The organism is Caenimonas koreensis DSM 17982 (assembly GCF_009646335.1).
Classification (GTDB): domain Bacteria; phylum Pseudomonadota; class Gammaproteobacteria; order Burkholderiales; family Burkholderiaceae_C; genus Ramlibacter; species Ramlibacter koreensis.
The window spans coordinates 45,810-58,477 of the sequence record NZ_WJBU01000016.1 but is presented as its reverse complement, the minus strand read 5'-3'; the positions used below and the strand labels follow the sequence as shown (position 1 = coordinate 58,477).

The following is a 12,668-nucleotide window of genomic DNA, read 5'->3' as shown; positions in this document are numbered from 1 at the left end:
GCGTGCAGCAGTGCGTCCTTTAGTCGGCGTACACGCCGGCTGCCTTGATGATCGGGCTCCACTTGGCGATTTCGGCGGCCACAAACTTCTTGTGGTCGGCTGAGTCCATGCGCTTGTCGGTCACGACCACAGCGCCCAGGCCTTCCTGCTTCTTGATGAAGTCGGGATCCTTCAGTGCCACCTTCAGCGCGTCGTTCAGCTTCTTGGCGACGTCAGCGGGCGTGCCCTTCGGTGCATACAGGCCGTGCCAGATCGAGACCTGGAAGTCCTTGAAGCCGGATTCCTGCATGGTCGGGATGTCTTTCAGCGCAGCGGTCGACAGGCGCTTGGGGCTGGTCACGGCGAAGGCCTTGACCTTCTTGGCTTCGATCTGCGACGTAGTGTTCGTCGTCTGGTCGCACATCAGGTCGATCTGGCCGCCGATCAGGTCAGTCATGGCGGGTGCGGTGCCCTTGTACGGCACGGGCGTCATGTCAGTCTTCAGCGCTTCCTGGAAGAGCAGGCCGCACAGGTGCGATGCCGAGCCGACGCCAGCGTTGCCGAGGTTGATCTTGCCCTTGTTGGCTGCGACCCACGCCACGAGTTCCTTCATGTTGTTCGCCGGCAGGGTGGGCTTGGCGATGATCGTCATGGGCACGTCGTTGATGCCGCCCAGATATTCGAAGTCGGTCTCGACCTTGAACGGGATGTTGCGAACGAGCGTAGGCATTGTGGCCATGCCGATGTGATGCACGAGCAGCGTGTAGCCGTCCGGCGCTGCCTTGGCGACCTTATTCGCGCCGATTGAGCCACCCGCGCCCGCTGCGTTGTCCACCAGGATGCTCACGCCACCCAGCGGCTTGCGCATGGCTTCTGCCAGGTCGCGCGCGACGCGGTCCGTCGGGCCGCCCGCGGCGAACGGCACGACGATGGTGATGGGCTTGTCTTTGGCAGGGAAGTCGGACGCTTGCGCGCCGATGCCCACCAGGGCCAGCACGGCGGCGGCCGTGAATGTCTTGAGGAAGCGGGTCATGGAAGTCTCCTTGGGGGCGATGCGGATACGTGAACTGCGCGATGGTACTTTCGTGCGCGCACCACCGCATCGCGGGTTCTACGTAGCGGCTAACGCTTGAGCTGTAAGCATTACTTGTAGCTGCGCGCGTCCTCGATCACCTTGCCGTCATTGGGCAGGCTGCCTGGTGCGACCAGCAATACGTCACCGCGCAGCTTGGTCACATCTCGAATCGCTTCGCCGATGCGCGCGTCCAGCCCCTGCGGCGTGCCATGTGCCTCAACTTGCAGCGTCATCACATCGTTGGCCATTTCGCCGCTGACGACCAGCCGCGCTTTCACCACTTCAGGAAAGCGCTTGGCGATGTCCGCGACTTGCGATGGGTGCACGAACATGCCGCGGATCTTGGTCGTCTGGTCGGCGCGGCCGAGCCAGCCGCGAATGCGGCCGTTGGTGCGCCCTGTGGGGCACGCGCCAGGCATCAGCGCCGACAAGTCACCCGTGCCGAAACGAATGAGCGGATAGCCGCGGTTGAGCGTCGTGACGACGACTTCGCCCACTTCACCCTCGGGCACCGGCTCGCCCGTGCCCGGCCGCACGATCTCGACGATCACGCCTTCGTCGAGCACCAGCCCTTGGCGTGCGCTCGTCTCATACGCAATCAGCCCGAGATCAGCCGTGGCGTAGCTTTGATACACGGCCATGCCGCGCTCGGCGAACCAGTCGCGCAGCGACGGCGGCAGCGCTTCACCGCCCGTCATCGCCTTGCGCATGCTGGAAATGTCGGTCGATGTCTCCTGCGCCTTCTCGACCAGGATGCGCAGGAAGCTCGGCGTGCCTACATAAGCATTCGAGCGCAGTTCGGCAATTGCCTGCAGCTGCTGCTCGGTTTGCCCGATGCCCGCAGGGAACACCGTGCAGCCGATCGCATGAGCGCCCGACTCCATGATGAAAGCGCCCGGCGTCATGTGATAGCTGAACGAGTTGTGCACCAGGTCGCCCGCGCGAAAGCCCGCGGCGTAGAGCGCGCGTGCGGACCGCCAGTAGTCGGGCGTGCCGCCGTCCGGCTCGTAGATCGGGCCGGGTGATGCATAGATGCGGCGCATGGCCGGCCCACGCACCAGCGACGAGAAGCCGCCGAACGCATCGCTGGCACGCTGCGCCACCTGCCGCTCCAGCAGCTCGTGCTTGCGTGTGACGGGCAGCTTTGCAAGGGCTGCGCGCGAAGTGACAGCCGCAGCATCGACGCCAGAAAGAATCTCGCGCATCGCGGGCGACGTCGCTTGCGCGTGCGCCACTTGCAGCGGCAGCGCCGCCATCAAATCGCGTTCACGCTGCGCCGTATCGCGCTGCTCGAGCGCATCGAAGAATTCACTCATCAGCGATCCCATTGATGGAGATGATGGTTCGTGTGGGACACCGGGGAACCGGCTTTGCCGGGCCGCTGGTGTCGCCCCCTTGAGGGGAGGCGCCGCAGGTGCTTCGGGGGTGGGTCATGCAAGCCACCGCTTGCGGCGCTTGTAGCTCTTCACGTCGCGAAATGACTTGCGCTCGCCACCGCCGACGCCCAGGTAGAACTCCTTGACGTCTTCGTTGTTGGCCAGGTCTGCCGCAGGCCCGTCCATCACGACGCGGCCGCTTTCCATGATGTAGCCGTAGTCGGAATACTGCAGCGCCATGTTCGTGTTCTGCTCGGCCAGCAGGAACGTCACGCGCTCCTTGGCGTTGAGGTCGCGCACGATATCGAACACTTCCTGCACGATCTGCGGCGCCAGCCCCATGGAGGGTTCATCGAGCAGCACGATCGACGGGTTGGTCATCAGCGCGCGGCCAATGGCGCACATCTGCTGCTCGCCGCCTGACGTGTACGCAGCCTGCGACGTGCGACGCGTTTTCAGGCGCGGAAAGTACGTGTAAACCTTCTCGAGATTGGCTGCGACCTCGCCCTTGTTCTTGCGTGTGTAGCCGCCCGTGAGCAGGTTCTCTTCTATCGTCAGGTGTGCAAAACAGTGCCGCCCTTCCATCACCTGCACCACGCCGCGCTGCACGAGATCGGCTGGCGAGAGGTTTTCGATGCGCTCGCCACGTAGTTCGATCGAGCCCTTGGTCACGGCGCCGCGCTCGCCCTTGAGCAAGTTCGACACGGCGCGCAGCGTCGTGGTCTTGCCCGCGCCGTTGCCGCCCAGGATCGCGACGATGCCGCCCTCGGGCACCTGCAGCGAGACGCCTTTGAGCACGAGGATCACCGAGTTGTAGATGACCTCGATGCCGTTGACGTTGAGAACAATTTTCTTCGGATCCATGGGCGTGTATTCGGTTTGGCCCCTTCCCCCTCTGGGGGAAGGCTGGGATGGGGGCACTCCACATGCACAGGGCACCACAAATGCCCCCACCCCAACCCTCCCCCAGGCGGGGGAGGGAGCAAGGAAAGTCAGGTCAGGACTGGCAGTCCGCCGCAGTGCGGCGCGTCAGCTTCTTGTCGGCCAGGTACTTCTCGCCACCGGCCTTGACCATCGGCTTGATGATCTGCTCGTCGGCCTGGTACCAGTCGCTCGAGAAGTTCCACTTCGCGCCGTCCCAGGTGTGCACGCGGGCCCAGGTTGAACCCATGTGGTCCGAGCAGCTGGTGGACAGCGGACGCATCACGCCGGCAAAGCCGAGCGCGTCAAGCCGCTTCTGGTCGAGCGCAAGGTTCTCCAGGCCCCAGCGGACTTGTTCGCCCGTCATGACCTTGCCCTTGCCAAAGCGCTCTTGCGCGCGGCGCACGGCCTCGATGCCCAGCATCTGGATGATCAGGCCGCGCGTGTACAGCACGCTGCCCACTTCGTCCTTCGGCCCGGTGCCCTGGCCCTTGTCGTGCACGTACTTCAGGATGTCCTGGATCACCTTCGGCTGCGTGCCCGAGGTATTCAGCGCGAGTGCGTTGTAGCCCTTCGCACCATCGCCCACGTCCTTCACGTCAGGCTCGGCGCCGGCCCACCACACGCCGTACATCTTGTCGCGCGGATAGCCCGTGGCTTGCGCTTCTTTCAGGGCGGTGGAATTCATCACGCCCCAGCCCCACAGCAGCACGAAGTCAGGGCGCATCTGGCGCACTTGCAGCCAGGCGGCCTTCTGCTCGACGCCAGGCGCCGTGACAGGGATCAACTCGAGGTTGAAGCCGTGCATCTTCGAGCGCTCCTGCAGCAGCGGGATCGGCTCTTTGCCGAACGGCGAGTCGTGATAGACCAGCGCGATCTTCTTGCCCTTGAGCTTGTCGAAGCCGCCTTCCTTCTTGGCCAGGTGCTGGATCAGGATGTCAGCGCCCGTCCAGTAGCTGCCCATCAGCGGGAAGTTCCACTTGAATGCCTGGCCGTCCTGCGCAACCGACAGGCCGTAGCCCAGCGTGATCAGCGGGATCTTGTCGTTGGGCACTTTGTCCGTCAGCGCGAACGTGATGCCGGTGGCTTGCGGATCGAACAGGGCAACGCCCGGGCGGCTCTTGAGGCGCTCGTAGCATTCCACGCCGCGGTCGGTGGCGTAGCCGGTCTCGCACTCTTCGAACGTGAGCTTCACGCCGTTCACGCCGCCGTCGCGCGCGTTGATCATCTTGATGTAGTCCTGCTTGCCGTTGGCCCACGGCGTGCCGTTAGGCGCGTAGGGGCCGGTACGGTAGGACAGCAGCGGGAAGAACTGCTCCTTGGCCTGGGCGTATGCCAGGCCGGAGGTCAGTGCTGCCGCCCCTGCCAGCAAGGCGAGGAGGGTGCGTCGAATCATGAATGTCTCCTTTGAGGTGAAGCGAAAGAAACCAGGGCGAAAGAAGCCCGGAACGTCAGTGAAGTGCAAAGCGGTGCGGTGCGCATTGGGGATTGCGAGTACGTGTTCATCTCAGTGCGGGAAGGGCCACAGCCGCAGCTTCTGCTTGCCCGTGGCCCACAGCTTGGCCAGGCCATGCGGCTCAACAATGAGGAACCACACGATCAGCGCGCCGAAGATCATCAGCTCGGCATGCGACAGGCCCGCCGTCGAAATCGTGATGCCGACCAGCGATGCCAGCGCGGGCAGCACCTGGTTCAAAAAGATGGGCAGCAGCACGATGAAGGCAGCGCCATAAAACGCGCCGATGATCGAGCCGAGCCCGCCGATGATCACCATGAAGAGCAGCCGGAACGACAGGTCCACCGAGAAGGCAGCCGGCTCCCACGTGCCGAGGTAAACAAAGGCCCACAGCGCACCCGCGACGCCAACGATGAATGAGCTGACGGCGAATGCAGTGAGCTTGGCGTACATCGGCCGGATGCCGATGACGGCAGCGGCAACGTCCATGTCGCGGATCGCCATCCATTCGCGGCCGATGGCGCTGCGCACGAGGTTCTTGGCGAGCATCGCGATCACGACGAGCATCACGAGGCAGAACCAGTACTTGCTGACGGCGCTGTCGATCGGCATGCCGAACACCTGCAGGTTGTTCACGCCCACGGAACCCGAAGGCGAGTCGTTCACCAGCCACTTCACGCGCAGGAACATCCAGTCGGAGAAGAACTGCGCAGCGAGTGTTGCCACTGCCAGGTACAAGCCCTTGACGCGCAAGCTCGGCAGCCCGAACAGGATGCCGAATGCCGTCGCGCACAAGCCGCCCAGCAAGATCGCAGGCACGAGCGGCATGTTCGGCACGCGCACGAAGAAGTTGTACGCGCCGTACGCGCCGACAGCCATGAATGCGCCGGAGCCCAGCGAGATCTGGCCGCAGTAGCCCACGAGGATGTTCACGCCGAGTGCAGCGAGCGCCATGATCAGGAACGGGATCAGCAGCGCGCGGAACCAGTACTCGCTTGCCATCGCCGGAACGATGATGAACGCAGTGATAAGCACCAGGCCGATGAACAGGCGGTCCTGCAGGATCGGGAAGACCTGCTGGTCAGCCCGGTACGTGGTTTTGAATTGGCCGTTTTCGCGGTAAATCATGTTGAGTGTTTCCCGATCTACACGCGATCAATGATTTTTTCGCCGAACAGTCCCTGCGGGCGTACCAGCAGGAACCCAAGCGCGAGTACATAGGCAAACCAGATCTCGATGCCGCCGCCGACCATCGGGCCGATGTACACCTCCGACAGCTTTTCACCCACGCCGATGATCAGCCCGCCGATGATGGCGCCGGGCACGGAAGTCAGGCCGCCCAGGATCACGACAGGCAGCGCGCGCAGCGCCACGGTCGAGAGCGAGAACTGCACGCCGAGCTTGCTGCCCCAGATCATTCCGGCCACCAGCGCCACGACGCCGGCCACGCACCAGATGATCACCCAGATGCGCTGCAGCGGAATGCCGATGGACTGCGCGGCCTGGTGGTCATCGGCCACAGCGCGCAGCGCGCGGCCCGTGTTCGTCTTCTGGAAGAACAGGCTGAGCAGCGCCACGAGCGACGCTGCGATGAGCGCCGCGATCAGGTCTTCCTTGTTGATCAGGATGCCGCCCTGGAACACGCTCTCGAAAGCGATCACCGGGTCTTTCGGCATGCCGATGTCGATCTTGTAGATGCTGTTGCCAAACAGCGTCTGGCCCAGCCCTTCGAGGAAGTACGCGATGCCCAGCGTTGCCATCAGCAGCGTGGCCGCTTCCTGGTTCACGAGGTGGCGCAGCACCAGCATCTCGATCACCCACGCGACCACGAACATGATCGCGCCGGCAATGATGAAAGCGAGCACGTTGGCCGCGATCTGATTGGTCACGCCCCAGCCCGCGAGCCACTCGGCAAAGCGCGCCATTGCAAGTGCGCCGAAGAGCACCATGGCGCCCTGCGCAAAGTTGAAGACACCCGACGCCTTGAAGATCAGCACGAAGCCGAGCGCCACCAGCGAATAGAGCATGCCGGCCATCAGGCCGCCAAGAAGGGTTTCGAGGAAAAATCCCATGTGCTTGCCTTCAGTGGCTGGTGCCGAGGTAGGCGTTGATGACTTCGGGGTTGTTGCGCACTTCGTCGGGTGTGCCATCGCCGATCTTCTTGCCGTAGTCGAGCACCACGACGCGATCGCTGATGTCCATCACCACGCCCATGTCGTGTTCGATGAGCACCACCGTCGTGCCGAACTCATCGTTCACGTCGAGCACGAAGCGGCACATGTCCTGTTTTTCTTCGACGTTCATGCCGGCCATGGGCTCGTCGAGCAGCAGCACCTGCGGCTCCATCGCCAGTGCGCGGCCGAGGTCCACGCGCTTTTGCAAGCCATAGGGCAGTTGGCCGACGGGCGTCTTGCGATACGGCTGGATTTCCAGGAAGTCGATGATGTGTTCGACGAATTCGCGGTGGCGCATTTCTTCGCGCTCGGCCGGGCCGATGCGCAGCGCCTGCATGAACAGGTTGCTTTTGATGCGCAGGTTGCGCCCGGTCATGATGTTGTCGAGCACGCTCATGCCCTTGAAGAGCGCAAGGTTCTGGAACGTGCGCGCCACACCCATCACGGCCACCTCGTGGCTGTTCATGTGGTCGAACGTCTTGCCGCGGAAGGTGATCGAGCCGTGCTGCGGCTGGTATACGCCGTTGATGCAGTTGAGCATCGAGCTCTTGCCTGCACCGTTGGGGCCGATGATCGCGCGGATCTCGTGCTCTTTGACGTTGAATGAAATATCGGTGAGCGCCTTCACGCCGCCGAACGCGAGCGAGATGTTCTGCACATCGAGGATCACCTCGCCGATCTTTCGCCCGGTGCCTGATGCAGCCGGTGCGTCCGCGAGTTGCGAAGCTTCAGACATCATGTTCATGCGGCAGCCTTCACGGGCGGAAATAGTTTGGTGTCGACCATGCGCAGCGTCGCGCTCACGCTGCCCGTGCGGCCGTCTTCGAACTTGACCTGCGTTTCGATGAACTGCTCGGCCCGGCCGCCATACAGCGCATCGACCAGCACCTGGTATTTGTCAGCGATGTAGCCACGGCGGACTTTGTTGGTGCGGGTGAGTTCGCCGTCGTCCGCGTCGAGTTCCTTGTGCAGCACGAGAAAGCGGCTGATCTGCGAGCCGGCCAGCAGCTCGTCGAGCGCGAGGTCGGCGTTCACCTTCTCGACGCAATCCTTGATCAGCTCGTACACCTCGGGCTTTTGCGCCAGGTCGGTGTAGCCCGCATAGGGCAGGTTGCGGCGCTCGGCCCAGTTGCCGACAGCTTCGAAGTCAATGTTGATCATCACGCACACCTTCTCTCGGCCGTCGCCATACGCCACGACTTCCTTGATGTACGGAAAGAACTTCAGCTTGTTCTCAACATACTTGGGCGCGAACATCGCGCCGTCGTTCGCGCCGCCCTTGATGCGGCCCACGTCCTTGACGCGGTCGATGATCTTCAGGTGGCCGTGCGCATCCAGAAAGCCCGCGTCGCTCGTGTGATACCAGCCGTCGGCGGTGAGCACTTCCGCCGTTGCCGTCGGGTTCTTGTAGTACTCCTTCAGCAGGCCCGGCGAGCGCACGAGGATTTCGCCGCTGTCGGCAACCTTGATCTCGACGCCGCTGATCGGCACGCCCACAGTGTCGGCGCGGGCCTGGTCGTCCGGCTGCAGGCACACGAACACGGCAGTCTCCGTTGAGCCGTACAGCTGCTTCAGGTTGATGCCGATCGAGCGGTAGAACGTGAACAGGTCAGGCCCGATGGCCTCACCGGCGGTGTACGCCACACGCACGCGTGAGAAGCCCAGGTTGTTGCGCAGCGGTCCGTACACGAAGAAGTTGCCCAGCGCGTAAAGCAGGCGATCGGCGGCGCCGACAGGCTTCCTGTCCATCAGCGCTGGCCCTACGCGCTTGGCCACATCCATGAACGACGAAAACATCTTGCGCTTGAGCCAGCCCGCGTCTTCCATGCGGATCATCACCGTGGTGAGCAGGCCTTCGAACACGCGCGGCGGCGCGAAGTAATACGTCGGGCCGATCTCTTTGAGGTCGATCATCACCGTGGTGCTCGACTCGGGGCAGTTCACCACGTAGCCGCATGCGAGCCACTGCGCATAGCTGAAGATGTTCTGGCCGATCCACGCGGGCGGCAGGTACGCCAGCACTTCTTCGTGGTTCGTGAGCTTGTCGAACTGCGCGCCTGCAAGGCCGCGGTCGAGCAGCGTGCGGTGGGTGTGCACCACGCCCTTGGGGTTGCCCGTCGTGCCCGATGTGAAGAACATGGCGGCCACGTCATCGGGCTTCGCCAAGTCCACTTCCGACTGGAAGAACTGTGGATGCTGTTTGGCAAATGCGCGGCCGTTTTCGATCAGGTCATCGAGCGATTGCAAGCCCGGCTCGTTGTACTTGCGCAGGCCACGCGGATCGTCGAAGAAGATCGCCTTGATTTGCGGGCATTGCTCGCGCACTTCGAGCAGCTTGTCCACCTGCTCCTGGTCTTCGGCAAAGGCGAAGCGCACGTCGGCGTTGTTGATCGGGAAAACGCATTCGGCTGCCACTGCATCCTGGTAGAGCGGAATCGGCACCGCGCCGAGCGATTGCACGGCCAGCATGGTTGCATACAGGCGCGGGCGGTTGGCGCCGACAACCACCATGTGTTCACCGCGCGCCAGGCCAGCCTGGTGCAAGCCGCATGCGATGTTCGCCACGAGTTCGGCCATCGCCTGCCAGGTGTGCGATTGCCAGATGCCGTATTCCTTCTCGCGCATCGCCGCTGCGGCGGGGCGCTCGCTCGCGTGCTTCAAGAGCAGCCGCGGGAATGTCGTCTCCATTCGTTGTCCTTATGGTCAGTCGTCAGGGCTGATGGACGGGAATGTAGACCCGACTTTGACGTCATGTTGTCTTTACGACGACAATCTAAGGGAAGGTCCTAGTAGGGACCTCCCCGTCCAAGGAACCGCTCGCCACCATGGTCGACACCTCGCTGCACGAACGCCGCCGCCCACCGACGACTGACGAAATCGCGGGCATCCCATGGATGAGCGTGCTCAACGAGCATGAGCGGGCGATGGCAATCAGCAAGGTGCAAGTCGGCAATGCCTTGCCTGGCGACTACCTGTGCCGCATCGGCCGCCCGGTCACGTACTGGTTTGGCGTGATCGAGGGCCTGCTCAAGATGAGCAGCGACAACGAGCAGGGCCAGACGGTGACGTTCAGCGGCCTGCCGCCCGGCGGCTGGTTTGGTGAAGGCACAGTGCTCAAGCGCGAGACCTATCGCTACAACATCCAGGCACTGCGCAAGAGCGTCGTGGCGGGCTTGCCGGGGGACACCTTCCATTGGCTGCTCGATCACTCCATCGGCTTCAACCGCTTCGTGATGAACCAGTTGAACGAGCGGCTCGGGCAGTTCATCGCGGCACGCGAGATCGACCGGATGAACAACCCCGACATCCGTGTGGCGCGCAGCCTTGCAGCGCTGTTCAACCCGGTGCTCTTTCCCGGTGTGGGCGATGTGTTGCGCATCACGCAGCAGGAGCTGGCTTACCTGGTGGGGCTGTCGCGCCAGCGGGTGAACGAGGCGCTGGCCTCGCTCGAAGCGCAGAAGATGATCCGCGTCGAATACGGCGGCCTGCGAATCCTCGACTTGCAGGCGCTGCGATCGAGCGTGGGCGTGCGGCCTGCTGCGCCCTGACTCAGGCGGCCTGCACGGACTTGTCTGCAATGGCGCGCGCAATCGCCATCTCGTGGCGCGGCAGCACGGCAGACCAGTCGAATTCGCTGCGCGCGCGCTCCAGGCCTGCGGCCCTGAGTTGCGCGGCCAGTTGCGGGTCGCGCAGCACCCGCGCCATGGCGTCTGCCAAGGCGCGTGGGTCACCCGGCGCGACGAGCAGGCCGTTCTCGCCACTGCGCACGACACTGGGCGTGCCGCCGCTGGCCGTGGCAACGAGTGGCAGCCCGGCGGCGTTCGCTTCGCACAGCACGCGTCCCATCGTTTCGACGTCGCGCGCCGCGCCCCCCGCATGCAGGCTCTCGTAGCTGGCCAGGACAAACAGGTCGCTGGCCCAGAAGAACGGCGGAATGTCCTCGTGCGGCACACGCCCCGCAAACCGGACCACATCCGCCAGGCCCAGGCTCAGCGCGCGCGCCATATAGGCCTTGCGCTTGCGGCCATCGCCCACCACCACCAGTTTCAGCGCCGGAAATTCCGGCCGCAACAACGCCAGCGCCTTAAGCAGTATCTCCACGCCCTTCTTGGCGACCAGGCGGCATACGGTGAGCAGCACGACGTCGTCTTCACGCAGCCCCAGCTTGTGACGCGCCAACTGCCGCGCGCCCGCCGCCTGCTCGAAGCGGGCGCAATCCACGCCGCCCGCCGCGACGTCGATCCGGCTGCGTGCCACACCGATGCCCTGCAGCAGCTGCGCCGTGAAGTCGCTGTTGGCCAGGATGCGGCATTGACTGGCGGCGGCATCGCGCATGAGCTGCTCGCGCGCACGGCGGAAGAGCCGGTCGACCCAATCCGGGTGATGTGCGTGCTCCAGCCACCAGCGCAGGCCGTGTTGAACGGCGCGCGAGCCGACCAGGCGGCTGAAAGCCCGGTACGGATATCCCAGCCACGGGCGCAGCACGTCGTTGCCGACCGAGCGGCACACCAGCGGCAGATCCGTTCGCGTGCGAAGCAGCCCATAAAACACGGTCGACGCGTAAATGGCATCGGGCCGGAACCTGCGCACGCGCTCAAGCAGCAGCGCCATGTTGTGCCAATAACCCAGGCGCGACAGCACGCGATGCACCGGATAGCCGCATTGCGAATCAAAGGCGTGCGCCTGCGCGGCGAGCTGCGGGTCTGTGATGCGATAGGTAAGCACCTCGACGGCGTCGGCCCGCCGCGACAGGTGCGCAGCCAGGTGCCGCGCATGCGTCTGCATGCCGCCCACTGCAGGCGGGAACTCGGTCAGGACCAGCAACAGGCGCGGCGCCGTCGTGTGAATAGGCGGGCTCCACGCGGCACAATGGCCGCAACGAATTTGCCAACGGCTTTTATCTTGCCTGAATCTCCCGCTTCCACCACCACCCGCCTGAACAAGCGCATGGCCGAACTCGGCATGTGCTCGCGCCGCGAGGCCGATGACTGGATTGCGCGCGGCTGGGTGCGCGTCAACGGCGAAGTCGCGGTGATGGGCGTGCAGGTCGGCCCCGACGCGCGCATTGAAGTGCACCGCGAGGCGCATGGACAGCAGGACCAGCAAGTCACGATCCTGATCAACAAACCCATGGGCTACGTCAGCGGGCAGGCCGAAGACGGGCATGAGCCCGCCGTCGTGCTCATACAGCCACGCAATCACTGGCGCGGCGATGGCTCCAAGCACCGCTTCTCCCCAACGCAGTTGCGCGGCCTCGCGCCGGCCGGCCGGCTTGACATCGACTCGATCGGCCTGCTGGTGCTCACGCAGGACGGCCGTGTGGCACGCCGGCTGATCGGCGAAGACAGCGAGATGGAAAAGGAATATCTGGTTCGCGTGAGTTTCGGCACTGTTGAAAAAGATGTGCAGGCGGCCTTCCCCCGCGCGCAACTCGCGCGATTGAGGCACGGCCTGAGCCTGGACGGGCAAGCCCTCAAGCCCGCGCAGGTCGACTGGCAGAACCCCGAGCAATTGCGATTCGTGCTGACCGAAGGCAAGAAGCGGCAGATCCGCCGCATGTGCGAACAGGTGGGGCTGAAAGTTGTGGGCCTCAAGCGCATCCGCATCGGGCGCGTTTTACTGGGGCAGCTGCCGGTGGGGCAGTGGCGCTATCTGGCTGCCAACGAGGCCTTCTAAAACTGGTTTCT

At 64.0% G+C, this 12,668-nt stretch carries 11 protein-coding genes; 2 read left to right on the top strand and 9 right to left on the bottom strand.

The window, feature by feature from the left end:
• Nucleotides 1-19 precede the first annotated feature (19 nt).
• The 8 genes from GHT07_RS16340 to GHT07_RS16305 form a co-directional block, all read right to left on the bottom strand.
• The gene (locus GHT07_RS16340) at nt 20-1,012 is read right to left on the bottom strand and encodes a tripartite tricarboxylate transporter substrate-binding protein (protein WP_153586174.1); all 993 of its coding nucleotides are present in this window, start codon (nt 1,010-1,012) and stop codon (nt 20-22) included.
• A gap of 110 nt (nt 1,013-1,122) precedes the next feature.
• Nucleotides 1,123-2,370, bottom strand: coding sequence for a phenylacetate--CoA ligase family protein (locus tag GHT07_RS16335; protein ID WP_153586173.1), 1,248 nt, complete (start codon nt 2,368-2,370; stop codon nt 1,123-1,125).
• Nucleotides 2,371-2,484: 114 nt separating this feature from the next.
• Nucleotides 2,485-3,294: an ABC transporter ATP-binding protein gene (locus tag GHT07_RS16330; protein WP_153586172.1), complete on the bottom strand. Its 810-nt coding sequence runs from the start codon at nt 3,292-3,294 to the stop codon at nt 2,485-2,487.
• Nucleotides 3,295-3,427: 133 nt separating this feature from the next.
• Entirely contained in the window at nt 3,428-4,747 is a 1,320-nt protein-coding gene (locus GHT07_RS16325; protein ID WP_153586171.1) for an ABC transporter substrate-binding protein, read from the bottom strand.
• A gap of 111 nt (nt 4,748-4,858) precedes the next feature.
• The gene (locus GHT07_RS16320; protein ID WP_153586170.1) at nt 4,859-5,935 is read right to left on the bottom strand and encodes a branched-chain amino acid ABC transporter permease; all 1,077 of its coding nucleotides are present in this window, start codon (nt 5,933-5,935) and stop codon (nt 4,859-4,861) included.
• Nucleotides 5,936-5,952: 17 nt separating this feature from the next.
• Complete coding sequence (locus GHT07_RS16315; protein WP_153586169.1) at nt 5,953-6,879, bottom strand: branched-chain amino acid ABC transporter permease; 927 nt, start codon at nt 6,877-6,879, stop codon at nt 5,953-5,955.
• A 10-nt stretch (nt 6,880-6,889) separates the two neighbouring features.
• Nucleotides 6,890-7,717: an ABC transporter ATP-binding protein gene (locus GHT07_RS16310; RefSeq protein WP_153586235.1), complete on the bottom strand. Its 828-nt coding sequence runs from the start codon at nt 7,715-7,717 to the stop codon at nt 6,890-6,892.
• 5 nt (nt 7,718-7,722) lie between these two features.
• Nucleotides 7,723-9,669, bottom strand: a complete 1,947-nt coding sequence (locus GHT07_RS16305; RefSeq protein WP_153586168.1) for an AMP-dependent synthetase/ligase — start codon at nt 9,667-9,669, stop codon at nt 7,723-7,725.
• Between the two features lie 137 nt (nt 9,670-9,806).
• Here GHT07_RS16305 and GHT07_RS16300 point away from each other — a divergent pair, with 137 nt between their 5' ends.
• On the top strand, nt 9,807-10,529 hold the full coding sequence (locus GHT07_RS16300; RefSeq protein ID WP_153586167.1) for a Crp/Fnr family transcriptional regulator: 723 nt from the start codon (nt 9,807-9,809) through the stop codon (nt 10,527-10,529).
• 1 nt (nt 10,530) lies between these two features.
• On the opposite strand, the gene GHT07_RS16295 is transcribed toward GHT07_RS16300, so the two are convergent.
• Nucleotides 10,531-11,805, bottom strand: a complete 1,275-nt coding sequence (locus GHT07_RS16295; RefSeq protein WP_153586166.1) for a glycosyltransferase family 4 protein — start codon at nt 11,803-11,805, stop codon at nt 10,531-10,533.
• Between the two features lie 45 nt (nt 11,806-11,850).
• On the opposite strand from GHT07_RS16295, the gene GHT07_RS16290 reads away from it, so the two are divergent.
• The gene (locus GHT07_RS16290) at nt 11,851-12,657 is read left to right on the top strand and encodes a pseudouridine synthase (RefSeq protein ID WP_194792967.1); all 807 of its coding nucleotides are present in this window, start codon (nt 11,851-11,853) and stop codon (nt 12,655-12,657) included.
• The last annotated feature ends 11 nt before the right edge of the window (nt 12,658-12,668 follow it).

Bases quoted from the DNA above. Each gene is read 5' to 3' on its own strand.
- GHT07_RS16340 (WP_153586174.1), bottom strand. From the start codon at position 1,012: ATGACCCGCTTCCTCAAGACATTCACGGCCGCCGCCGTGCTGGCCCTG.
- GHT07_RS16335 (WP_153586173.1), bottom strand. From the start codon at position 2,370: ATGAGTGAATTCTTCGATGCGCTCGAGCAGCGCGATACGGCGCAGCGT.
- GHT07_RS16330 (WP_153586172.1), bottom strand. From the start codon at position 3,294: ATGGATCCGAAGAAAATTGTTCTCAACGTCAACGGCATCGAGGTCATC.
- GHT07_RS16325 (WP_153586171.1), bottom strand. From the start codon at position 4,747: ATGATTCGACGCACCCTCCTCGCCTTGCTGGCAGGGGCGGCAGCACTG.
- GHT07_RS16320 (WP_153586170.1), bottom strand. From the start codon at position 5,935: ATGATTTACCGCGAAAACGGCCAATTCAAAACCACGTACCGGGCTGAC.
- GHT07_RS16315 (WP_153586169.1), bottom strand. From the start codon at position 6,879: ATGGGATTTTTCCTCGAAACCCTTCTTGGCGGCCTGATGGCCGGCATG.
- GHT07_RS16310 (WP_153586235.1), bottom strand. From the start codon at position 7,717: ATGTCTGAAGCTTCGCAACTCGCGGACGCACCGGCTGCATCAGGCACC.
- GHT07_RS16305 (WP_153586168.1), bottom strand. From the start codon at position 9,669: ATGGAGACGACATTCCCGCGGCTGCTCTTGAAGCACGCGAGCGAGCGC.
- GHT07_RS16300 (WP_153586167.1), top strand. From the start codon at position 9,807: ATGGTCGACACCTCGCTGCACGAACGCCGCCGCCCACCGACGACTGAC.
- GHT07_RS16290 (WP_194792967.1), top strand. From the start codon at position 11,851: ATGGCCGCAACGAATTTGCCAACGGCTTTTATCTTGCCTGAATCTCCC.